The organism is Pseudaquidulcibacter saccharophilus (assembly GCF_019455445.1).
GTDB classification, from domain to species: domain Bacteria; phylum Pseudomonadota; class Alphaproteobacteria; order Caulobacterales; family Aquidulcibacteraceae; genus Pseudaquidulcibacter; species Pseudaquidulcibacter saccharophilus.
Genome location: NZ_JAHWUS010000003.1, coordinates 450,952 through 475,847, shown reverse-complemented (window position 1 = coordinate 475,847; position 24,896 = coordinate 450,952). Strand labels below are relative to the sequence as shown.

General features: G+C 36.3%; 19 protein-coding genes. 7 read left to right on the top strand and 12 right to left on the bottom strand.

What is annotated here, in order from left to right; genetic code table 11:
* Positions 1–95: 95 nt before the first annotated feature.
* Positions 96–1,445, bottom strand: coding sequence for a nucleotide sugar dehydrogenase (locus KXV15_RS10800; protein WP_240008194.1), 1,350 nt, complete (start codon positions 1,443–1,445; stop codon positions 96–98).
* 34 nt (positions 1,446–1,479) lie between these two features.
* The gene (locus KXV15_RS10795; protein ID WP_240008193.1) at positions 1,480–2,442 is read right to left on the bottom strand and encodes an NAD-dependent epimerase/dehydratase family protein; all 963 of its coding nucleotides are present in this window, start codon (positions 2,440–2,442) and stop codon (positions 1,480–1,482) included.
* 510 nt (positions 2,443–2,952) lie between these two features.
* Between KXV15_RS10795 and KXV15_RS10790 the strand changes: the two genes are divergently transcribed.
* Both KXV15_RS10790 and KXV15_RS10785 read left to right on the top strand, forming a co-directional pair.
* Positions 2,953–4,527: a hypothetical protein gene (locus KXV15_RS10790; protein ID WP_240008192.1), complete on the top strand. Its 1,575-nt coding sequence runs from the start codon at positions 2,953–2,955 to the stop codon at positions 4,525–4,527.
* A gap of 47 nt (positions 4,528–4,574) precedes the next feature.
* Positions 4,575–6,671, top strand: coding sequence for a glycosyltransferase (locus KXV15_RS10785; protein ID WP_240008191.1), 2,097 nt, complete (start codon positions 4,575–4,577; stop codon positions 6,669–6,671).
* Between the two features lie 71 nt (positions 6,672–6,742).
* Here KXV15_RS10785 and KXV15_RS10780 read toward each other — a convergent pair whose 3' ends face one another.
* Together KXV15_RS10780 and KXV15_RS10775 are read right to left on the bottom strand one after the other, a co-directional pair.
* Positions 6,743–7,420 carry a glycosyltransferase gene (locus tag KXV15_RS10780; protein ID WP_240008190.1) on the bottom strand — a complete coding sequence of 226 codons (678 nt, stop codon included), beginning with the start codon at positions 7,418–7,420 and terminating at the stop codon, positions 6,743–6,745.
* Positions 7,417–8,553, bottom strand: coding sequence for a hypothetical protein (locus tag KXV15_RS10775; protein WP_240008189.1), 1,137 nt, complete (start codon positions 8,551–8,553; stop codon positions 7,417–7,419). The genes KXV15_RS10780 and KXV15_RS10775 overlap by 4 nt, the downstream gene beginning before the upstream one ends.
* Before the next feature lie 71 nt (positions 8,554–8,624).
* Between KXV15_RS10775 and KXV15_RS10770 the strand changes: the two genes are divergently transcribed.
* A complete protein-coding gene (locus tag KXV15_RS10770) occupies positions 8,625–10,739 on the top strand; it encodes a glycosyltransferase family 2 protein (RefSeq protein ID WP_240008188.1) in 2,115 nt (704 codons plus the stop codon).
* Here the strand turns inward: KXV15_RS10770 and KXV15_RS10765 are convergent, their stop codons facing one another.
* From KXV15_RS10765 to KXV15_RS10755, 3 genes are read right to left on the bottom strand one after another with little or no spacing between them, the layout of a single operon-like run.
* The gene (locus tag KXV15_RS10765; RefSeq protein ID WP_240008187.1) at positions 10,740–11,897 is read right to left on the bottom strand and encodes a glycosyltransferase family 61 protein; all 1,158 of its coding nucleotides are present in this window, start codon (positions 11,895–11,897) and stop codon (positions 10,740–10,742) included.
* 18 nt (positions 11,898–11,915) lie between these two features.
* Positions 11,916–12,665, bottom strand: a complete 750-nt coding sequence (locus KXV15_RS10760; RefSeq protein WP_240008186.1) for an ABC transporter ATP-binding protein — start codon at positions 12,663–12,665, stop codon at positions 11,916–11,918.
* A gap of 9 nt (positions 12,666–12,674) precedes the next feature.
* Positions 12,675–13,460, bottom strand: a complete 786-nt coding sequence (locus KXV15_RS10755) for an ABC transporter permease (protein WP_240008185.1) — start codon at positions 13,458–13,460, stop codon at positions 12,675–12,677.
* Positions 13,461–13,751: 291 nt separating this feature from the next.
* Here KXV15_RS10755 and KXV15_RS10750 point away from each other — a divergent pair, with 291 nt between their 5' ends.
* Both KXV15_RS10750 and galE read left to right on the top strand, forming a co-directional pair.
* Positions 13,752–15,449, top strand: a complete 1,698-nt coding sequence (locus tag KXV15_RS10750) for a glycosyltransferase family 2 protein (protein WP_240008184.1) — start codon at positions 13,752–13,754, stop codon at positions 15,447–15,449.
* A 59-nt stretch (positions 15,450–15,508) separates the two neighbouring features.
* Entirely contained in the window at positions 15,509–16,498 is a 990-nt protein-coding gene (gene galE, locus KXV15_RS10745) for a UDP-glucose 4-epimerase GalE (protein ID WP_240008183.1), read from the top strand.
* A gap of 12 nt (positions 16,499–16,510) precedes the next feature.
* On the opposite strand, the gene KXV15_RS10740 is transcribed toward galE, so the two are convergent.
* From KXV15_RS10740 to KXV15_RS13525, 5 genes are all read right to left on the bottom strand, one after another.
* Positions 16,511–17,929, bottom strand: coding sequence for a mannose-1-phosphate guanylyltransferase/mannose-6-phosphate isomerase (locus KXV15_RS10740; RefSeq protein WP_275671609.1), 1,419 nt, complete (start codon positions 17,927–17,929; stop codon positions 16,511–16,513).
* Positions 17,930–18,037: 108 nt separating this feature from the next.
* Positions 18,038–19,153, bottom strand: coding sequence for an AGE family epimerase/isomerase (locus tag KXV15_RS10735; protein ID WP_240008182.1), 1,116 nt, complete (start codon positions 19,151–19,153; stop codon positions 18,038–18,040).
* Positions 19,140–20,345 carry an HAD-IIIA family hydrolase gene (locus KXV15_RS10730; protein WP_240008181.1) on the bottom strand — a complete coding sequence of 402 codons (1,206 nt, stop codon included), beginning with the start codon at positions 20,343–20,345 and terminating at the stop codon, positions 19,140–19,142. Before KXV15_RS10730 ends, KXV15_RS10735 begins: the two co-directional genes overlap by 14 nt.
* A 71-nt stretch (positions 20,346–20,416) precedes the next feature.
* On the bottom strand, positions 20,417–21,583 hold the full coding sequence (locus KXV15_RS10725; RefSeq protein WP_240008180.1) for a nucleotide sugar dehydrogenase: 1,167 nt from the start codon (positions 21,581–21,583) through the stop codon (positions 20,417–20,419).
* A gap of 179 nt (positions 21,584–21,762) precedes the next feature.
* A complete protein-coding gene (locus KXV15_RS13525; protein ID WP_240008179.1) occupies positions 21,763–22,797 on the bottom strand; it encodes a GHMP family kinase ATP-binding protein in 1,035 nt (344 codons plus the stop codon).
* A gap of 281 nt (positions 22,798–23,078) precedes the next feature.
* Here KXV15_RS13525 and KXV15_RS10715 point away from each other — a divergent pair, with 281 nt between their 5' ends.
* Positions 23,079–23,324: a hypothetical protein gene (locus KXV15_RS10715; RefSeq protein ID WP_240008178.1), complete on the top strand. Its 246-nt coding sequence runs from the start codon at positions 23,079–23,081 to the stop codon at positions 23,322–23,324.
* 20 nt (positions 23,325–23,344) lie between these two features.
* The gene (locus tag KXV15_RS10710) at positions 23,345–24,886 is read left to right on the top strand and encodes a cytochrome ubiquinol oxidase subunit I (RefSeq protein WP_240008177.1); all 1,542 of its coding nucleotides are present in this window, start codon (positions 23,345–23,347) and stop codon (positions 24,884–24,886) included.
* Positions 24,887–24,896: the final 10 nt, after the last annotated feature.

Genomic DNA, 24,896 nt, shown 5'->3' with positions numbered 1-24,896 from the left:
TCTCGCTTTAGAAAAAACAAGAAAAACTAGTTAAAAAAAATGGGCATGCGAAACGAAAACACGCCCATTAATTATAAACTATTCAAGGTCATAAATCATTTATTATACAAATACATTAGGCCATGACCGCCATATCTGACACCATTTGATAACTCGAGTGACGTACCGTCAAATTGTGACCATAAATCGTAAATGATGCCATTTTGCCTCATAAGTCTTGACAAGCTATTCAAATTTAACTTTTCAAAAGCTGGGTTATTATTCTGAAACAACAACACAGATGAATCTTTAAAAACATCCTCCAAATTTCCGCATGGAGTAATTCCTAACGACGAAATTTCTTCATTTGAACAAGCGGGGTCATAACCAAAAATCTCAACATTCGGCAATATTCGTTTTATTTCATCTATTATTGGTATGGCTAAGGTACCGCGCAAATCAGATGTTTCTGGTCGCCCTTTAAACGCCAGTCCTGCAATGGTGAATTTTAATTTCTCTTGACTAGTTACCTTCTTATCTAAAAGCAACTGTATGTTTTCAATTGTAACTTTAGGGAGCTCTTCATTGACTGTTCGCCCTAATAAAGCAAGTGCCGGATTTCCTTTTAGAGCCTTAATTCCCTCCGACAAAATATATGGATCCTTCTCAAGGCACGGTCCACCAACAGGGCCAGGCAAAGCTAAACTTGACCTAGGATAGCCAATATTAGCAGAATTTATTACCTCGCGAGCAGATATTCCAACAACATCACAATAGCCCGCAATTTCATTTGCAAAAGCGAACATAAGATCTCTTTGAGTATTGTTTATTAACTTAATAATTTCAGCAGTTTCAAGCGTAGTAACTCTAATTATAGTTGGCGTTAAAAACCCAAATATATCACTAGCACGCATCGTAGAAGCATCATCTAACCCACCAACAACTTGTGGAAGTGAAACTAATTCAGCAAGCGCTTTTCCTTCAAGAGTTCTCTCTGGACAGAACGCTAGTTTATACTCAACGCCGGCTTCGTCAAGTAATGGCTTGACAACATTTCTTGAAACACCAATTTTAACTGTTGAGCGTAGAATAACAATATCGTCTGCTTTTAGACGCTTTGCAACGCCTTCAGAAACCAATTTAATAGCTTCCAAGTTGGTAGTTTTAGAATTGTTTACAAGTGGCGTTCCAACAGTAATAATATAAACGCTTGCACTTTCAACTTCATCTATGCTTATTACAGATTTTAAATTTCCATTTTTAACCTGTTGCTCCAGACGAGCATCTAAACCGATTTCTAAGAAATGTGCTTTTCCTGAATTTACTAAATCATTAATATGATTATTTCGTTCAACGCCGGTAACTTTAAAACCTGCTTCAGCCATCACAACAGCCAAGGTCAGACCAACATATCCAAGACCAATAATACATACTTCACGATCTTTAGAGTTAAAAGGGACTTTCATTTTTTCCTGCAATTTTAAAATAATTATAAGATAATTAATGTGTTAAGTAAAAATCAATAGTTGGAATCAAGCCAGAATTCAAATCAAAATCAGGTTCATAACCAACTAGCTTTTTTAATTTACTTATATCTGGGGCGCGTCGAGAAACACTACCTTCTGGGGCATCAAATAATTGAATTTCACCTTTTAAATTTGAAATCTTCATAATCTCATTTGCAAGATCTAGCATGCTAATTTCTTGCTCCCCACCAATGTTAACAATTTGGTTAACACAATTGTCGGAATGCGTAACTAGTAATGTTGCCTTCACAGCATCATCAACATAAATAAAAGATCGTGTATTTGAATATCCGTATAACTCAAACTTTCCTTCACGAGCGCGATTAAGAAAATCAGGTATTACATGTTTATCACCCATTCTTGGGCCATATGCATTATGGAACCTTATGATAGAAACATCAATATTAGCATTTTTACCTCCCATAAGGGTTGCAATTTCACCATGCATTTTCGAACCAGCATAAGACCATCTAGCATTTGACACATCGTTAATACTCAGTGGGACATCTTCACTTGTAGGAATTTTCCAATTAAAAAGTTCAACCGTTGAAGCGTACGATTCGCTTGTACCTGCATATACAAATCTTTTTATTTGTGTGTTATTTGAATATTTTTCAAAAAGAAAAATTGTTGGAAGAGTACAACATCTTACAACTTCAAAAGGGCGTTCATAGAAATTTTGCGTTCCATTAAGAGCTGCTAAATGAATGATGTAATCAATATCGTCAGGTAGCTTATTCTTTACTTCTGATTGATTAGTCAAATCGCATTCAATAAACTCTACATTGCTTTTAGATATAAGTTTATTGAAGTCGCTATCATTCGCCCCCCTACAAAAGTTATCTATAGTATAAATATAATTTTCTTCTGTTTCGGCCAGTTTTTTTGCAACATAATAGCCCAAAAACCCTGCGGCGCCAGTAACCAGATATCTCATAATTGGTTGCCCCTATATACGCATAAATATAAAACAGCCCATTATATGATTTGGTTTTTAAAAGCAACTTTAGTTTGATAATGTTTCACATTGTTCGCAAAAGAAGTATTTAAAACATATATTAATATGGTAATATTTTTAAAATCAATAAATTAAAATATAAAACATTATTAAAAAACTTCACAAACACCAACTGTAACAACCATTTAATTCTAATTTACAAAAGCTAAAACCCGTAAAGAATAATTGAATTAAACAAAATAAAATAGTGTAAATGTATCGCTACATTCAATTTAAAAGAAAACTATATTAGATAAATGATTTGGATTCATTATCACATCTATAAAACCAATACTTTTACTTAGCTTTCGAATATTTAAAAAACAAAATGCAATAAGATAGCTGCTCAAACGCACTTTTCTTTTGGAAATTTAATAGTAACACAATACAAATTGTAATAAGTGCTGATTTTATTAATGCCTGAAACCATAACCATTGGAGCAATAATTTATGTTTAGAGAAACTTTGTTGGATTTGTTTGAAAATGGTAATTCTTCAAATATACACAGCACTGACTTATCTTATGATATCAATGTTAATGATGCCATTAATGAAATAAATGAATGGGATATTGTTCAATTAGATTCAGACATAAATGTCTCAGAGGTAGCACATAAATATGGACTAAGTGAGGATTTTGTAAAGCTACAAAATGGCGGCTTTAGGAAAGCCGGCGACTATACATTTAAATTACGCAAAACAGAAGAAGCAGGCCCAACAATAGGCTCAAATCGCGTTAAAAGTGCAAAAATAGATGCGATAAGCGGCAAAAAAAGCTTCTTATCTCCTATCTCAGGAAAATTCAAAGAAACAAGTTTCACAATAGGTAGTGAGTGGTATTTTAGTAAAATTGAAGATGATGAAGCTATATTTTTCACAACATTATCTGAAGTTAGCTGGTTCGTCGAATTGGAAACAATCTGGGTTATGCCCAAAAGAAAATTAATTATTTTCATTTCAAATGGCTTCTCACTAGACTATAATATTTCTGATTTTGCAAAAACTATACTTGCATGCTTTTCTAGAAGAGATAAAGTTCTAAAATATCTCTTGAATGAGGATAAAAAAACTGCAATTTGTAGCTTTAGCTGCCCCCATATTGCACACAATTTATGGAATATGCACTCTTCTTGGTTCAACTTTTTGAATGACAACCCACAAATAAATAATATTAGCGCTTTCCTAGAATATAACAACCAAGGCATGTTTGGTACACTGTCTGAGCTTTACCCAGATTTAATCCCTGTTGAAAAAATAATCAAGCTGGACTGGGCCGAACAAGTTATTGATATAGTTCTAGAAAACAATTTAAATGTAATCTTTCTTAAAGATGAATATATCGCCAAAGGATTAATTGAACGTATTAAAAAGCATGCAAACTCTAAGGCGTCTCCTGAAGTAATCAATGAAATTAATCGAATTAAATCCAAATGTTTTCCGCTAGTACTTATTACAATTAGATTGGACAACAGATGTTGGGAAGAACAACTTGAAGGTTGGGGAAAAACTATATTGGGGCTTAAAGAAAAATACCCTAATATGGCTGTTATTATTGATGGCCTAAGTTCAGATTCAGCAATGGCCTGGACAACCGGTTGGATGTCCTTGGAGGAAGAGCTAAAGGTTGCAAATAGAATAATTTCCGACATCGAAGGCAATGGAATTGAAGTCATGAAAAGCGTTGGACAAAAATTCATTGATTCGATTGTTATTTCTAACGCGTGCGACTATTTTATTGCACCCTCTGGATCAGGGATGACGATTTATAAATGGATATCAAATCTCAAAGGAGTAGCATTTTCCAACACAAGCGTTTTAGATGTTTCTAGCCCTCACAGACCTCCACTGGTTGTTTGGGATGAGTGGCGCGAAGGTATTATTCCAGCACATTACATTGATGTATCTAAGGTAAAAGATACTGGTTCGAATAGAGAAGTAATCTCTCGATCAAATTTCTCAATGGATTGGAAAGATCTTTTGGAAACTACGTTGCATTGGATGCAAGAAGATGGATTAGTTCCATAAATTAATTTTGATACGATATGAACTGAGAATGATGGAAACACAAGTTTATGGACAATCCTAGCGCAAAATTTGATATTAGCCTTGTTCTAAATGTACACAGAGAGCATTTATATATTCACAGAACGCTTCAGTCTATTTGTGAGGCCGTTAACTTTGCAAAAGAATGCAATGGTATTACCTTTGAATTAGTTGTGGTTCTTGATAACCCCAATGAACAAATAATCAGCTGGTCAAATAATGAACAATTTGGATGTTTTGATAGCGTTGAGATTATTACTGTAAGTAATGGCTCTTTGGGATTATCAAGAAATTCTGGAATTAAAATCACTACTGGCAAATACGTATGCACTTGTGATGCGGATGATTTGATATCATTCAATATGTTTAGCGAATTTTATTTAACTGCAGAAAATCATGACAAAGACTGTGTAGTATATCCTGAGTTTTTATACTCATTCGGCGATGACTATCACCTCTATAAAATATTAGATTACACAAAAGTTCCATCATCAACATTAGTAGACTACCATCCCTATATATCAAGAATTTTTGTTAAAGGCGAATATGCACGTGCTAACAAATACAAGGATATGAACCATAAAAAAGGATTTGCATATGAGGATTGGTGGTATTCTATGGAAATGAAACACAAAGAATTAGATTTCATCGTATCTAAAAATACTGTCCTTTACTACAGACAACGTGCCGGAAGCCTTCTCAAAGAAGCTAATAGTGACTCAAAAAGAATAACAGATTACAGTGATTTTCTTCATCCCTATAACTATCGAAAAGTTGGTAAAAAGGATGAAATGTTAATCAAAAAATCTTTCTCCAGACGCCCCACTGCAGATGACATAAAAGACGAGTATTTTAACAATGATGTAATAAAAATTTGCACTCTAGCAGCCAACAAAATTGACCCTTCAATCGATTTTGCAAAATGGCGAATGTCAAATGCATTTTCAAATTTATATCATTACGCAAAAAATAGTCTCTTTTATTTGGATGCTTCAGAATTTATCTCCAGTCATAGCTATTCAGATATAGTTATTCTGCCATACATTACAACCGGTGGTGGAGAGAAATATATCTTAAACATTCTGAACAAATTAAAGGAATTAGAAATAGGTGATAACTTTCTATTTCTTTGTGGTGAAAAGTTTGACACTCATCTGTGGCAAGAAAAATTGCCTATCGGTTCAGATTTAATTGACCTTTACAAAATAACTAATGGCGATGCTGAATCAATTGACTTGATAACTTTGCGTTTAATACAAGCATGCGGGCCGCAAGCGCGCATTCATTTAAAAACCTCAGAATTTGCACACAGAATTATTAGAAAATGGGGAAGCTTGCTCGAAAATAATAAAAAAATTTATTATCGTTTTAGTGACCCAATAAATACTTCAGATGGTGAAATGTGGCTTAATGGATATGTATTTAATACAATATCAGAAAACTTTGATAACATTGATTTATTTATTTCAGATCATAAGGAAATAATCAATTCCGACGCTAAAAAGTTAGGATTTAATAGTAGTAAGTATGTTACCATATATAATAATTGTTTTATTCCAAAAGAACAGGAAACAAAAGTCAAGCCAGATGATTACTTTAGATTACTTTGGGCTTCGCGTGTATCACATGAAAAGAGGCCGGAACTTTTGCTTGCAATTCAAAACGAAATTAATAAATTGAACTTAAAAATCAAAATTGATGCATTTGGCAAATTTGATCCTGAATATAGCAATAACATTTTTGATAATTTAGTAGCAGCGGAATACAAAGGTGAATATTCTGACTTTTATGAATTAGACTATTCAAAGTATGATGCATTTATTTACACCTCTGCGTATGATGGCTTACCTAATGTAGTGCTTGAAGCTATGTCATGCGGAATGCCCGTAATTGTTCCAGACGTTGGCGGCCTACCAGAGACTATAAAAAATGGAATCAATGGATTTCTATTATTTTGTACTGGTAACAACGATGCCGACGCAGAAATTTATATTGAATTACTAAAATCAATTGTATCTGGAAAATTCAACTTATCTAAAATCGGCAAACAGGCAAGACAAACAATAATTGATAGGCATTCAGAAAAAACCTTTTCAAACGCATTACAAAGCTTATTTTCAACTTAGAAATTAAAGCAAAAATTTTACCTTATTTTCATTATTCTGCATATGTTATGCAATTGAATCGAGTAAAGCATCTACCTCGTAACAATTACACCAGATGCTTCATGCTGTCTTAACATGGAAATCTCTTTTGTTCTGATGGCATGATACGTTTGGGGTACGGCCTTGTGTATTACGCCCGCATTGACGGTTCTTTTATTAAAATTCCAATCCTCATAACCAAAGCCGTTTATAATATCATTATTTTTATATGGAAAATTCTGGTAGGTTTTCTTCTTACCAAAACTCAAGGCGGTCCAATAATTTGCAAGTTCTAATGATAATGTATCAAATTCCATGCTTTTTGAATCTATATGGCTTGTGACAAAATCATTTGTTCCAAAATATAAATTCCATTGCGGATGAAGGATTACCTCCCCCTCCTCTTCTTCTATTTGTTCAACAGCCTTTTTAAGCCAAGTTTTCCCAAACATGTCATCGCCATCAAGGAATGCAATATATTCACCTTTTGCATTGGCAATACCATGGTTTCGCGAATAGCCAAGATCCCCATAATCCACAATATCAATGTTTATTCTGTCTGATGCAAACGCCTCTGCGGTCTCTATTGTTTGCGCATTGGGCCTATCCGCAACAATTATGATTTCATACCCAACCCTAGAATAATTTGCACTTTCAATGGCCGACTTAATGCAGGGCACAAGTAGCAACCCCTCATTATGCGCATTAATAATTATAGACAGTTTTTTCATAATGTCTCACCGGGCTTTTTGATGCTTATTCTATTATTTTGGAGTTTTTTGGGAAGAAATTTTTCAATAATTTCATACGCGGTATTCGCATTATCCATTATTATTAAGTTGCATAAATCAGAATATTTGAACCAAATATTATAGGTTTTTATCATCTCGTCTTTAGCAGTATATTGATGTAATAAATTGATTTTAGATATGTTTTTAAGGCCACGTCCATAATTTTTGATACATTCAATATTCATTGGATTAAGGTCAATAAAAGCCTCTTTAGGGCAAGAAATTTCTATTACAGTGCGAACAAGCTGCGGCGTTAAATCTTTAATATTATCAATATCGATTTTATATCCATCAAAATTAATATCGCTATTTCCGAAATATATTTTTTTAATATTTTTCGGAAGATTTAGCATTAGTTCTTTAAGCGATTGAAGCCCTTTTTCTTGGACGCTTCTTTGATTATATTTTATTTTTTCAATCTCTAAAAAACTTAGACTTGGTTCAATATCAACTAAATCATTTATAGCTTCATTGATAATCTCATAAAAACCAAAAGGTGCGATTGTTAAGGCCCCTTTTGCATGGCCATTTCGAATATAATCAAGAAATGTTGTTACTGAATTTGCACTACATTGCGCAAATAGATTGGGATTTTGCCCCCAGTAGAAATTATAATCAAAATCGGCAAATGGCGCATATCCCATGCATGCGCCAAATTTTATATAGTGGTCAAGAATATCCACGCCTAGTGGAATTTTATTTGAATAATTATTTGCATAAAATTCAAAATCAAACATCCTAGATGCAATAATTTCTTGTTTAATCGCAATCTCATTTAAATCGAGCGAATATTGAGAACTGATACGACCTTCATTAATCCCATAATTCACATAATGCTCAATCAATGAACCTTTATAATTATTTAGATCGGGGTTTTTTGCCAAATAAAATTTATGATTAAAATATGGACCAGGGTCATAATTATTTTTAAACCCAATTTTACGATAATGATTCAAGCAATATTCATTATCACCAACAAGTGAATATTCTAAAGAATACCATTCAATATTAAGAAGATTATTATCAACTATTTTTTGAAGTAAAATATCATTATTAGCGCGTTGAAAAAACATTTATTTTAATCTATTACAATTTTCAATAACTCTACATTAATCCGGCAATAATAAATAATCAAGGATAGGTTTTGTCTGTTTCTTTTATCCGCTTTAGCGCAAACAAGATTTCAACTTTTTTGATGCGTTTACGTATGAATTATCGTGCTTCTAGTAGTTTGCACAATAATAGGTCTGCCATAAAATTACTAAAGACATTTGGTCAAAAACCCGAATTGTTTGATGATGAATTTTATCTCAATCAATTATTGGATCCCCCCCCTGAAAATATGTCACCTTTGGAACATTTCTTATTGAATGGGTATAGAAAAGGTAAGGCAGGGCGCTTTTTTGATAATCAATGGTATGAAGAATTCCATTCAGATGTGCGCGCATCAGGCCTTGATGGTTTTTTTCACTATAAAAACTATGGCAATGAAGAGAACCGTACCGCACGTTTTATAAAAATCTCTCAAGATATAAGCTTAAAAAAACTTGCAGACTATGAAGTGTGGCGCGAGCATAATGTTGAAAAACTAACGATTAGTCCACGCCGGGCAATTGATAAAATCGCAAGCTTTACGCACAAGCCAAAAATTTCTGTGGTAATGCCGGTTTATAATCCACCTTTGGAATATTTTGAAAAAGCAATCTTGTCGGTGATTAATCAATATTACGATAATTGGGAGCTTTGCATTGCCGATGATAACTCGCCGAATGCCAAGGTTCGTGAAATTATTGAGAAATATGCCGAAAAAGATAGCAGAATCAAATATGTTTTCCGCAAAGAAAATGGTCACATCTCTGAATGTTCCAACTCAGCCATTGAAATTGCTACAGGTGAATTTATAGGCTTATTGGACCATGATGATGAATTAACCCCTGATGCAATTTACTTTGTTGTAGATGCAATAAATAACAACCCTGATTTAGACATTATCTATTCAGATGAAGACAAAATTGGTGAAGATGGAACCCTTTTCGACCCTTATTTTAAATCAGAGTTTAATTACGAACTATTTCTTGCCCAAAACATGATTTCACATTTTGGCGTTTATCGTCATAGTATAGTCAGAAAAGTAAATGGTTTCAGAAAAGGGCTTGAAGGCTCACAAGATCATGATTTAGCTTTACGAATCTATGAAATTTGTGGTGCGGATAAGATTCATCATATTCCACGCATTCTTTATCATTGGCGTGCAATTGCAGGTTCAACGGCACTCGATGTAAACGAAAAAAACTATGCCTCAGAAGCCGGTTTAAAAGCCGTTGCCGAACATCTTGAAAGAATTAATCAGTCCGCAAGTGTTACAATAGCCAACAAACAAACTGGGCATTACCGTGTTCGTTATGATCTAAAGTCTACACCTTTAATAAGTATTATAATTCCTACTAAAGACTGCAAAGAATTATTAGAAATTTGCATAACCTCGCTTACTAAACTTACAACATATGCGAATTATGAAATATTGATTATTAACAATAATAGCGAAAAACCTGAAACGTTTGAATATTTTGAAACAATCAAATCAAACAAAATAAAAATTATTGACGCCCCTATTCCATTCAACTTCTCTAAACTAAATAATGATGCGGTAAAATTAGCAAAAGGCGAAATATTAGTCTTTCTTAACAATGATATCGAAATCATAAGTCCAGATTGGCTTGAAGAAATGTTATCATGGGCGCAGAGAGACGATATAGGTTGCGTTGGTGCACGTCTTTGGTACCCCGATAACACCATACAGCATGCCGGTGTAATAATTGGCATGGGTGGCGTTGCGGGGCATGCCCATAAACACCTTCCCAAAGGTCACAATGGGTATTTTTGCCGCGCTATTCACCATCAGGCTTTTTTAGCCGTTACTGCGGCGTGCCTTATGATGCGGCGCGAAGTATTTGATTTAGTTGGTGGGTATGAAGAAACGCTACAAGTTGCTTTTAACGATGTCGATTTATGCCTAAAAGTTTCAGATAAAGGGTACCGTAATATCTTTACCCCCTATGCCGAACTATATCACCATGAATCAATTTCACGTGGCTCAGAAAATACGCCTCAAAAACAAGCGCGTTTTGCATCAGAAGTTAAATTCATGGAAGATAAATGGGGACACTTATTTGATAAGGATCCTTATTATAACCCTAACCTTAGTTTAACATCTGATGATTTCTCACTTGCCGATGAAACTAGGGTGCCAATACCATAATTATGAAATTGCTTTTTCAATTTCATATTGCAAAATGGATGGGTCGATTTCGAAATTATCAAAGTGTGCAAGCTCATTATCATAGCGTCTTTGACCATATATAACATTATATTCATGGCCCATAGACGCCGCCAAATCCCAATAGAATGGTTCAACCCACTCATTGGGTGCAAGGTAGATTGTTTTTAAATTGGTTGGTGCAAATATGGTGTTGCACATAGCAGCCCCCATTATTCCAACAACTATTTCGGCCTCTTGAAACATTTTCAATTGCGCACGAAATGAATGCTTTTCAGGCTCTATGATTTCAAAATCATACTCTTTAATGATTGGAAGCAATTGCTTTAAATTTGCAATATTCCGTCCCATCTTTTGGCTTCTACCAACAAAAATTCGGCGATTGCATTTTTGGGAATCGCCTATTTCATCCTTACACATCTCTTTTACATAGTTTATTGCATTAAGATTTTTTGTGTATGGATGAAAACTTATAGGACATATATATGTTATCTCTGGGCAATAAACTACTTCACCAGGCAAGATAAATTTAAAGCTGTTATTATGATTTGGCGTAAAGTTTGAAATGGCATCAACCTTAACACAATCAATTTTCCCATAAGATTGCATTAATATTGTAACAGGAACATCACTTTCCCGAATATATTTAACCTTTGCCAAATCATCAATTAGGAAGTGGCCATAATTAAAGCCGCCAACCCCGCCAAAATAAATAATTTCACTATCAGAGCAATTAATTGTGCGTTTTGCAGCACTGTTTATTTCTTCTTGTGAAAGGTGCCTTGCATGCGGGGCATCATTGGGACGAGAAGTATAATAAAATTCACGGTATTCATTACCATATTTTACATACAAAATATTATCGTGGATGATTACATCTTTTAACTTTATTGCATATGACGCAGAACATTTGCTGTTAGTAGTATTTATTACATCATAAAGATTATTAATATTGTTTATGAAGTTATCATCATGTGAATATAAATTTGCCTTCGCACGTTTAACTTCACTTGAGTCAAATAATTTCTTTTCAAGAAAAGCTGTTTTCCCTGAAATATCAATCAATTCACCAATGGGGGATACGTCATAATAGCCCCCATTTTTATATATTTCATCAGCAAACGCTATTAATTTGGACATGGATTTATTTAAATATTACTAGCTTATGGCACACATCTTGTCAAAATCCCATCCCGCAATATCGCCAAAATAAACTTGTGATCCTCTATCAAGAACCAGAACTTTATTACAAGTTTCTTTAACTAGGTGAAAACTATGCGTAGCAAGAACCATAACCCTTGAATTTTCAAGTATGTTATTAATACGGTTCAATGCTTTGTCAAAGAAACTGGCATCCCCTGCCCCAATCCATTCATCCATAAGAAGAATATCAGGTTCTAATGATGTAGCCACAGCAAACACAAGACGTGTAGTCATACCAGCTGAGTAGGTTTTAATCGGAATATCAATAAACTGCCCTAAATCCGAAAACTCGATAATGCTGTCCATCTTTTGCAAGATTTGCTTGGTTGTATAACCACGCATACGGCCCATATTTATGATATTTTCACGGCCAGTAAGCTCTGTATCCAAGCCAAGACTTATATCAATCATAGAAGAAATTCTTCCTGAAATTTTAATAGCGCCCTTATCTGGTTCATAAACACCGGCTAGAACTTTTAATAAAGTTGTCTTACCGGCACCGTTATGTCCGATAATCCCCATACGGTCGCCTTCATTTAGTTTAAAGCTAACTTTGTCTAATGCTTTAACATGAACGACATCTTTTCCGCTTTTTAGTAGTTTGCCGCCAACTGCAAAGTTGGCAATAGCATTTCTTAGCGATTGTGCGCGTACCGAATAAATTGGGTATGCCAAATCTACATTTTTTAATTCAATAACTGCCATCTTAAAACCTTAAATCCAGAACGGAATACGACGACGTGAAAGAGGGAAGAAAATAAGCCATAAAACGATACCTACAACACAGCTTGAAATAGCAAGTATCCATGCTTGTTCCGGTGCAGCTTTACCTAATAATGGCGACCGAATAATTTCAAGAAGTCCCCATATTGGGTTCAAATGGACAATATACATACGCCAACCTGAAATTTGGCTCGGTTGCCAAAATACTGGTGTCAATACGGAGAATAATTGCGCAACATATGGTAATAAGAACCTTAAATCACGAAAACGTGCCGCAACCATAGCAGTTACCGTAGTCCAAGCACACATATTAATAATTACTAGCGGAATTGCCAAAATGATTGACCAATGGGTTACTTTAAATGCATTACTTAGGACCACTGCAATAAAAAATATCACAAAATGGTGCATAACTAGAATCACATTTTTACTAACCGTTTCGAAAACATAATACATAAATGGGTATGCATGGTTTCTTATAATATTTGCATTGGACATGAATGTTTCTTGCCCCTCTGCAAACGGAAAAATTGCCATGGAAAATGCAATTAACCCAGAAAGAACGAACGGGAAGAATACTTGTAGACTTTGTCCAAAGATACCCCCAAAGATAATCGCCATGGACAATGCGGTTGCAACCATAGATCCAGAGATCCAAAGCGACCCAAGAATAGTTCTTTTATATTTAGCTGAGACTTCGTGATAGGCTTGATGTATCCAAACATGTGACATCGAAATGGCAGTGTTAAGATCTTTAAAAGCACGTTGATAATTCATTTATATTTGTTCTTTTATAAGTAATATTGGAAATAACAAAATCTTTTAAATTTTGCGGCTAGGTATACTATTATAAATATAAAAGCAAGTTTAATTCACTTACAGCTTTTGCGGAAAATGTTAATTTTTATAAAATTTAGATACTTAAAAATAGACATTAATTTTACATTCCTGCTTATAGTTTTTAATATTTATGGACATATTTTTTATTAAAATAATTATTTGTTGATATTATGTCATTCTGTTTTATGGTAACAACCGTTGCATTAAAGCCATACTGGATTTTTTAAATTGAAGACCACGCCGCCAATAAAAATAGCCATAAAAAAAGGCGCTAATATATTTTGCAACCAATCCAATATAGCCATTTTTATTAAAATTATTGAAGAAAATGGAAACATAATATCTTTTTCTCTCGCACCCAAAGAAGAGCAAATCTCTATAATAAATGCGGAAAATTGCACTCTTATAATAGAATCAATATCGCGCATTTATGATAATGAACTTAAAGATATAACAAATAAAATTAAAATAAAAAACATTGGTAAGTTGCATTTTTTAATATTAGCCATAAAAAAAATCATAACAAATATTGGGAATCCAAGTGCAATAATAAAGAAAATTGCATGTTTTATTGCGAATCGGAAAAACAATCTCCCCCAATCTATTACCATTGGAAATAATAAAAGCGACTTTATCGGTCCTTTAAGCGCACTCTCTTACAAAGCCGCAAATAAAGATGCCAATATTTCACTTGAATCTTTTGCTAAAGAGTGTGCATCAATTGCCATTAGACTTATAGATCAAAATGGCAATGAGTATTTAGAAGTTAAAAATGCAAAATATGAACTTAATATAAAAACTAATTATACTGCAACCGCTGATGCATTTGAAATAATCAAAGATGCGATAAACAAAAACCCAGATACTTCTTATATCATTTTTGACAAATTTTATGACAAATATTCAAGCGACTTTCCTGAGTTTGACCCCATACTAATGGAAACAATTGGTGAAGAAATTCCAATCTTAAAACAAATACCAACTGGCGAGATTACAGACAATTGGGAAATCGAAAAATCAAAATATAAAAAAATGCCATTTGAGATTTTTTTTGATGACCAGCGCCTAACCACAAAAGCAATACACTACCCCTACTCGCAATCTAAATTTAGCATTATTATACCATCAAAAGACAAATCATCGCTTTTACAACAATGTATCTTAAGCATTACTAGGGCTAATGACGCTAATTACGAAATAATTATTGTTGATAACGGATCAACAGAAGCTTCAACTCACGAATTATACCAAAAATACAAAGAAAATAAGAGTGAGAAAATAAAAATAATTGATGCACCTATCGAGTTCAATTTCGCAAAACTCTGCAATACTGGAAGCAATCATGCCAGCGGCGACATTTTAATATTTTTAAACAATGATGTTGAAATAATTGATTCTCTATGGCTCGATAAAATTTCTTACTATATAGAACAGCCTAATATTGGAGCTGTTGGCGCTAAATTAAAATATCCTGACAAAACTTTACAACATGCCGGAATTTATCTTGGCATTAATCAAGGTTGCGGACATTTATACGTACACGCCAATGAAAATAATGAATTTATAAATGATGCAATAAAATATAATTCTTTAAGAAGCGCCGTAACAGGTGCGCTTTTGGCAATTAGTGCCGCAAATTTTTCAAAATGTGGCGGGTTTGATGAATACAATTTTCCAATAACTTACAACGACGTTGATTTATGCCTCAAAATGCGAGAACTGGGGCTTTATAATATGATAATAAATGACACTGAAATCATTCATTATGAAAGCCAATCAAGAGAGTCTGATATGTCGGCGCATCAAATTTCTCGCAGGGCAAAAGAAACCAAGGCATTTCAAGAAAAATGGCACCATTATTTGAAACACGACCCCTGGTTACCACAATATGTTAATCACGCTAAAAGCAAGTACAGCCTGAAATAACAAATTCACACGATTTACAAAACACATAGAAACTAATAGTTTTACAAAAAGGGCTTTAAATGACTATTTTAGTAACTGGCGGTGCAGGTTTCATCGGTTCACATATGGTTTGGGCATTAATTGATGCTGGCCATAAAGTTGCAGTACTCGATAATCTTTCCACGGGCTTTAAATGGGCAGTTTCTCCGAGTGCTACATTTTATGAAGGCGATATTGCAGATGCGACAATTCTTTCACAAATTCATAAAGAACAAGATATCAAAGCAATTATCAATTTTGCTGGCTCTGTAATCGTTCCTGAATCGGTTGTCGAACCTCTTAAATATTATTCCAACAATACCTGCAAAACCATGAAGCTTATTGAGTTTGCGGTTCAGAATGGAATTAATAAATTCATTTTTTCATCAACAGCCGCAGTTTATGGAACCCCGAAAACAGATAAAAAAGTTACCGAAGACGAACCATTATCACCTGAATCTCCCTATGGAACTTCAAAATTAATGACCGAATATATGCTGCGCGATTGTGCGGCGGCATATGATTTTAATTATGTTGCATTACGCTATTTCAATGTTGCTGGCGCTGATCCTATGGGGCGCACTGGACAATCCACCAAGGGGGCAACTCATTTGATAAAAGTTGTTTGCGAAACTGCAACGGGTAAGCGGGATAAGATAGAAGTTTACGGAACTGACTATCCTACTCCTGATGGAAGCTGTATTCGTGATTATATCCACGTATGGGATTTGGTTAATGCACATATTTGCGCACTTGAATACCTAAACCAAAACAACGGATCATTGGTGGCCAATTGCGGCTATGGAACGGGTTATAGCGTGCTTGAAGTTATTGAAACCGTTAAGAAAGTTTATGGTAAAGACTTCAACGTAGAATTTTCGCCAAGAAGAATCGGTGACGCCGTAAAAGTTGTTGCCGATAATGAAAAAGCACTAACTAAACTTAATTGGAAACCACACTTAAACGATCTTGAAAAAATCATCCGTGATGCATTGGCGTGGGAAAAGCAACTTCAAAAAATACAAAATTAATTATACTTTCCCCTACCGACCATAAACATCACCATAACGAACGATGTCATCTTCACCCAAATAGCTTCCGGTTTGCACTTCGATTAATAGCACCGGAAGTTTGCCAGGGTTTTCAAGACGGTGTTTGGCACCTATTGGGATATAGATTGATTGATTCTCGCTCATTAGATGGACTTTTTCTTCAAGAGTAATTTTTGCCGTGCCTTCGACAACAACCCAATGTTCAGCACGGTGAAAATGTGATTGTAGGCTTAATGAGCCACCCGGCTTCACACAAATACGCTTAACCTGAAATCTGTTCCCTAATGCAAGTGTTTCATACCAACCCCAAGGGCGGTTCTCTTTCGGGAAATGTGTTGCTTGCTTTTTACCTTTGGCTTGAAGCGTTGAAACCGCTTCTTTAACTCTATGTGCCTCAGACTTTTTGGCAACCACAACCGCGTCATGCATTGCTATGGTAATAATATCGTCAAGACCAATGCCAACAAGCTCTAAATCTGGCGTTTCAGAACGCAAAAGTGTATCTTTACAATCAATTGCCGTAGCACTTTCCGATGTTACGTTGCCTGCGCTATCAGGGTTTGACTCTTGCCACACAGCAGCCCATCCGCCAAGATCAGACCAACCGTCATTAAATGGCATGGCATATATATTATCTGCCTTTTCCATAATAGCATAATCGATTGAATCAGCCTTAACTTTTGCCCATTCTGTCGCGTCAATTCGTGTAAAGCCCAAATCAGTTGAAAATCCATGCAATGCCTTGGTAACAACTTCTTTTATGCCTTTTGCATATTTATCAAAAGCATCAATAATGGTTCTCGCATTGAATAAAAATATCCCTGCATTCCATAAATAGCCACCCGCACTAAGCATTGTCGTGGCTTTTTCAAGGTCAGGTTTTTCAACAAAGCTATCTAGTTTGGTTGGGATATTAACATTCGCTGCATTGGCATCCGCTAGTTTTAAATAACCATAGCCTGTTTCAGGACCTGTTGGCTTTATTCCAAAGGTAATAATGTTCCCCTGCCCTGCAACAGTGCTTGCCTGTGCAACAACATTTTGAAACGCTTTTGCGTTGGGAATAACGTGGTCAGATGGCATCACAAGTATTTGTGCGTCTGGGTCTTTTTCATAAATATAAAGCGCCGCGGCAAATACTGCGGGGGCGGTGTTTTTCCCTTCTGGCTCAATTAATATTGCCGAAGGAGAAATTTCAACCTGAGCCAATTGTTCAACTACCGTAAAGCGGAATTGTTCCCCTGTTACAATTACGGGCGGCGCAAATTCTTCTGAGGCGCAACGCAATGCGGACTGCTGAAAGAGGCTCGTCTCACCAATGATCTTCGTGAATTGTTTTGGATATGATTGCCGAGACAAAGGCCAAAGACGCGTTCCAGAACCACCGCACAAAATTACCGGATATATCAAACTTCTCTCCTGATTATCAATTTATGGTACATAATGTTTATCTATTACCTTGGCAAACATTTAAATCTTAAGGAGTGTATTTAACCTGAACATTACAAAATTAAGACATTAAAGCCTAATTAATTCGCCGAATGCACAAACAATATGGTAGAAAGAGCTGGCTTTAACATTTTCAATTATAAAGGTACCGTCTGGATTCATTTTATCATGCCAAAGTCCCTTTATATCGGTCGCAAAATATTTTTCTAGACCATTCCAAGCATCAGCAATTTCTTTGATTTCACTTTCATCCTTGGTGCGTTTATAGCGGGCGCATGCCGCTTTTAAACGTTCCGTTTGCGGCCAAAGGCGGGCTTTACTATCAATTATTTCGCCATCAATCGAAACTTCATTAATTGCGACACCGCGATTTGGGCATATTCCATACTTCCTAGCAAAACCACTTAATGCGTCGGCGGTTTGAACACCTTCATTTTCGTCAAAGCCAATGTCAAATAACCACGCCCATTCAAAACAGTGGCCAGGTTCAACGATTTTCCCTTGAATTCCATCAAGCGGCTTCCAGTATTTATCAAAATATTCAGTAACCGCACCACAAGGTTGTTGAAATTTTGAAACAAATAAATGGGCTATTTTTTCTTTTAAAACTCCCCATTTTTCATCATTACTAAAGCGATAATTAGCAAGAGCGGCCTCAAAAATATGCATATGTGGGTTTTGGCGATATGGTGGGCATGGTGTTATTTCACCTTCCCAAAAACCACCCTCTATACGCGCCCATTCATTTTCAAGTGCGTTCAGTGCGTTAAGGGCAACATCATGTAAATCAGCACGGACCAAATACTTAGCTGCATACCCAAGTGCAAACATACCAAACGCCTGATTATATAAATCAAGACGGGCATCAAGAACCGTTCCATCTGGGGCAAAGGTGTGAATAAAAAGCCCTTTTTCATTAATACCATTGTCAAGTAAATGTTGGACAGCATTTTCTACCAATGCCTTCCAATTACTATCCCACCCAAGGGAACCAAGTTCACAAAAGGCAAATATTTGACGTGCCTGCACCATCAAACGACGGTAGTTATCAACAACCTTTCCTTCGTGAGTAATCTCTTCTGCAAACATGCCGTCATCATGCACGCCATATGTTGCCCAATAAGGTGCAAGAATTTCAAAAACCCATTCTTTTGCGAGCTTTTGGATTGCTTCAAGGTTTTGCATTTAAGTTCTCTTTTATAAGCTGTTCAAGGTTTTGACCTTTAAATAATATACCTTTTATTCCTGCCCGTTCTGCCGCGGTAATATCATGGTCTTTATCGCCAATTAAAAAGCTATTTTCTTTATTAATTGACCAATCATCAAATGCCTTTAGCAACATTCCCTGATTTGGTTTGCGGTCGGGGTGATTATCAATTGTATATTCTGGAATAATGCCATCCTTATGATAAGGGCACGAATAAAAGGCATCAATATGCGCCCCTATACTGGCAAGCCTTTCTTGAATTTCCGCATGGAATGTATCAGTATCTTTTAAGGTATAATAACCACGTGCAACACCGGCCTGATTGGTCACAACAATCACATAATAACCTGCTTCATTTGCGGCCATTATGCCATTTTCAATACCATCTATAAAACTCAAATCTTCAGGCTTGTAAGTATAACCCTTATCAACATTTATAACGCCATCACGGTCAAGAAACAGGCATGGCTTTTTACGCCAAACCGGTATTTCACGTTGCGACTGGGCATATGAATCTGGCAACCCCATATCAAGAAAATATCCGTTATATTCTTGGCCTTCAATTTTTTCCATTTCAACTAGTTTTGGAAAAATATTCGCTTCTATTGAACATGGGCCATCAATTAAATCCAACACATTGCGAGACAATAAATATATACCACCATTAATAAGTGCTGGTCCCTGTAAACTAGGGTCTTTTTCAAGAAATGCGGTAATTTTATCGCCTTCAATAGTTACCGCACCATATCTTGCTGGGTCTGGCACTTGGCGTAAAGCAAGACGCGCGATGAAATCATCCGACGGATCTTTTGCAAACTCACGAAGATTAAAATCAAAGATACTGTCACCATTGGCAACAACAAACCAATTATCAAGAAACTCACGAGCAAACAAAAGCGCTCCACCCGTGCCCTGTGGTTCAGGTTCAATGATTACACGGATTTTTGCACCATGAATATTTTTGCCTTTATAGGCTTCTGCGATTTGTTCGCCGCAAAAACCTGCCAAAAGGATAATATCATTAAAGCCAAAACGGGCAAAATTTTCGATAACAACATCAAGAAATTTAATCCCGCTTTCAACTTCTAAAAGAGGTTTTGGAGTTGCCTTTGTAAGATCGCCAAGGCGTGTTCCCTTGCCGCCAACCAGAATAATTGCTTGTTTAATCATATATAAGTCTTGTCCTCAACGAGACCTATAATATTATTTATTTAATAAATGGCTTATCGGTTACGAATTTATCAGTCTTTGCCAAATAAATCTCGTGTATAGACCTTGTCTTTTACGTCCATAATTGAGGTTTCAAGACGATTGGCAATAATTACATCAGACATTTCTTTGAATTCAGAAAGATCCTTGATAACTTGTGAATTAAAGAAGTCATCATCTTTTAAAGTTGGTTCAAAAACAATTACTTTAATTCCTTTTGCCTTGATGCGCTTCATAATGCCTTGAATTGATGAATCGCGGAAATTATCGGAATTCGCTTTCATGGTAAGACGATAAACCCCAACCACCTTCGGCCTTTTAGCAATAATAGTATCGGCAATAAAGTCTTTACGAGTGGTATTAGCGTCAACAATCGCACGAATAAGAACCTGCGGAACAGATTTATAATTTGCCAATAGTTGTTTAGTGTCTTTTGGCAAACAATAACCACCATAACCAAAGCTTGGGTTATTATAGTGATTACCAATACGCGGATCCAACGAAACTCCGTCAATAATTTGGCGGCTATCAAGACCTAACGCTTCGGCATAAGAATCAAGTTCGTTAAAAAACGCAACCCGCATTGCAAGATAAGTGTTTGCGAATAGTTTTACCGCTTCTGCTTCGTCGGAATTGGTAAAAAGAACTGGAATATCTTGCTTTTTTGCCCCTTGTTGCAGAAGCCCGGCAAAAGTTTCAGCCCGCGCTGATTGTTCACCAACAATAATACGTGACGGATAAAGATTGTCATATAATGCGCGGCCTTCGCGCAAAAATTCAGGCGAGAAAATAATATTATCAACCCCGAATTCGGCACAAATACGTTTTGTATAACCAACCGGAATTGTTGATTTAATTACCATTGTGGCATTTGGATTAATTGCCAAAACATCCTTTATTACCGCCTCAATTGACGACGTATTAAAGTAATTGGTTTCAGGGTCATAATTTGTTGGGGTTGAAATAATTACGAAATCCGCCCCTTCATAAGCCTCCCGTTTATCCAAAGTTGCCTTGAAATTAAGTTTTTGGTTTTTTAAAAAATCTTCAATTTCTACATCAATGATTGGCGATATTTTGTTGTTTAATTTATCAATTTTTTCTGGAACAACATCAACTGCAACCACCTCATTATGTTGTGCCAACAATAAGGCATTAGACAAACCAACATAACCAATACCGGCAACCGCAATTTTCATATTTCACCCTCTAATCTTAGCGAAATTATATAGACACTCAAAATTCTTCAAACAAGCCCAATTATGTCATGACTTAATTAATCATGCATTTTGTTCAAAATTTCACCGAAAAACCATCAATTGATATAATTTAAAAGCTGATTATACCATCATTTAAGACAATTTTGTGATGCAATTGCCTAAAAACTCCACGCATCAACCCCATCATGGGTTAATTTGCAATTAGTTGGATTGGCATCCGTTTGCTCTTTAATTGCTTTTTCAAGCCTTGGGCGGACATCAGGGTCAACCAAAAACAATGCAAAGCCGCCCCCACCGGCACCCGATAATTTACCAGCAATTGCACCATTATTCATGGCAACATTAAATAATTGTTCGACCTGTGGTGTTGAAACCGTTGCTGAAGTTCTTTTCTTCGCTTCCCAACCGGATCTAAGAATTTCGCCAATTCGTGATACATTGCCAAACAAAAGAGCTTCTTTCATTTGGACAGCTTCTTCCTTCAATTGGTGCATGGCTTCCAATGATTTTCCGCCTGCTTGTACAGATTTTGACTGGTTTTCAATAATTGCGGCACTTTCGCGTGATGCCCCACTAAAGGTCAAAAGAATTGATGATTCAATTTCATTCAATATACGCGGACGCATCCTAAGTGGGTTTACAATAACCCTTTCATTGGCTTGAAATTCCATAAAGTTAAAGCCGCCAAAAGTTGCTGCATACTGATCTTGTCGCCCGCCCTGAAGCAATAAATCAACGCGTTCAATATCAAATGCAAGGCGCGCCAATTCATATTCGCCAAGCGGCAAATATAAATATTCCCGCATTGCCGCCAACATAGCGACAACCAATGCAGACGATGAACCAAGCCCGGAACCCATTGGTGCATCAACATGGGTTGTAAACGTAAAACCGCTTGAACGACCAAAGCCATAATCGCGGAAAATACGATTAAATACACCGCGGTGAAGTTTTAATCTGGAATCGTCTGGAACAAGTCTTGCAATCGGAAACACTTCTTCGATGTCTTGGTCAACAGAAACAAAAACTACTTTATTGTCGGCACGTAAGCGAATTGACGCATACGCATATCTATCAATTGTTACGTTGATAATTGCACCGCCATATTCATCACAATAAGGGGAAACATCAGTTCCACCACCTGCAAGCCCTAACCTTAAGGGTGCACGCGCGCGATAAATCGTATTATTCACACCATAACTCCGGTAATTATTCTTATTTTCGTGAATATTATCCGATTATGATTAAATATTGGTGAAATATTGAACAAATGAAATGAGATGTAGTTTTTAACGAGCCTTCAAACAAATAGACTTCTCAGCTTGTGCGTCAACCTGTCGTTGGACAAAATGGCAAATAGATAATGCACAATAGCAAATGCTAAACAATTCCCAACGAGCTGACTTTGACGCGAATATCGCCACATATCCGCGTTGATTAGGGGAAAGAAAGCAATGTTGAAGAGGGAATCTTTATGTTGCTGAAAACAAATATGAATGAGATTTCGGGCTGGGCAGTTAAAAAAATACTTGGCAAGGCGATTAATTTTGCGGGGGGCATTGTGTTAAAGCACAAACTTGCAAGCGCATTAATTGTCGTGTTTTTAGTAAAAATTGCATTTCTAACCGTGTTTTATCATTCTGTATTAATCCATCAGAAGGTCAAAATCGACGCTTCGGGTATGGCGCATGATTTGATTTCCAATAATCAAAAATTTTAATTGCGGTAAGGAATTAAATTATGGACATGCTTGATCCTGTAACGCTTTCGCGTTTGCAATTTGCTGCGACTGCGCTTTATCATTTCTTATTTGTCCCGCTAACTTTGGGATTGTGCTGGCTTTTGGTGGTGTTTGAAACCACTTATGTCATGACCGGTAAAGAGGTCTGGAAAACAGCGTCAAAGTTTTGGGGCAAATTATTCGCCATCAATTTTGCAATGGGTGTGGCAACCGGTATCACAATGGAATTCCAGTTTGGAACCAATTGGGCATATTATTCACATTATGTCGGTGATATTTTTGGTGCACCATTGGCAATCGAAGGTTTGATGGCATTCTTCCTCGAAAGCGCAATGGTTGGCCTTGTGCTTTTCGGCTGGAATAAAATGTCGAAATTACAACACCTTAGCGCGACATTCTTTATGGCATTGGGAACCAATCTTTCTGCGGTATGGATTTTGATTGCCAATGGCTGGATGCAAAATCCAGTTGCTGCGGAATTTAATCCCGAAAGTGTGCGCATGGAAATGACCAGCTTTGCACAATTGGTCTTTAACCCAGTGGCACAGGCAAAATTCGTGCATACGGTTTCAGCTGGATATGTAACCGGATCCCTTTTCGTGCTTGGGATTGCGTCATATTTCATCATTAAAGGCAAACATCTTGACGTTATGCGCAGAAGTTTTGCTGTTGCTGCTGCATTCGGCCTTGCCGGCTCTTTAAGTGCTGTCGTGCTTGGTGATGAAAGCGGTTATAACCTTAATGAACACCAGCAAATGAAAATGGCGGTCATTGAATCCATGTGGGAAACAGAAAAAGCACCCGCAGGCTTCAACCTTATAGCCATTCCAAATCAAGCAGCACAAAAGAATGATTTTGAATTAAAAATCCCTGCCGTGCTTGGTCTTATTGGAACACGCTCATTTGATAAGCAAATGCCCGGTATTAAACAAATTGTTGCTGATAGCGAGGTTAAATTTCAAAACGGCATCAAGGCTTATGCCGCATTTGAAACCCTTCAGACCGACAAAACTAATGCAACAGCTTTAGAAACCATGAAACTTTACAGCAAAGATTTGGGCTATGGTCTTTTGTTAAAAGCAAATGGTGTTGAACCTGCATCTGCAACACCAGAACAAATCAAAGCGGTATCATTAAAACTTGTTCCGAATGTTGCACCATTATTCTGGTCATTCCGAGCAATGGTTGGGCTTGGCTTCTGGTTCATAATATTATTTGCCAGTGCCTTCATAATGGCGGCAAAACGCAAATATTCGCCAAACTGGGTTCATAAAGCGGCACTTTATTCAATTCCATTGCCATGGCTTGCTGCTGAACTTGGCTGGTTTGTTGCCGAATATGGTCGTCAACCATGGGCGGTTGAGGGTGTTTTACCAACCGGCCTTGCATCAAGTGCCATCTCCTCCCCGCTTGTTTTAACAAGCCTTGCTGGATTTGTGCTTTTCTATTCAACACTTTTGGTCGTGGATTTGAAATTATTGTTCAAATATGCCCGCCTTGGTCCCCCTGCACTGGGTCCACATGAAACAGTTAAGAATTAAGGAGATTGAA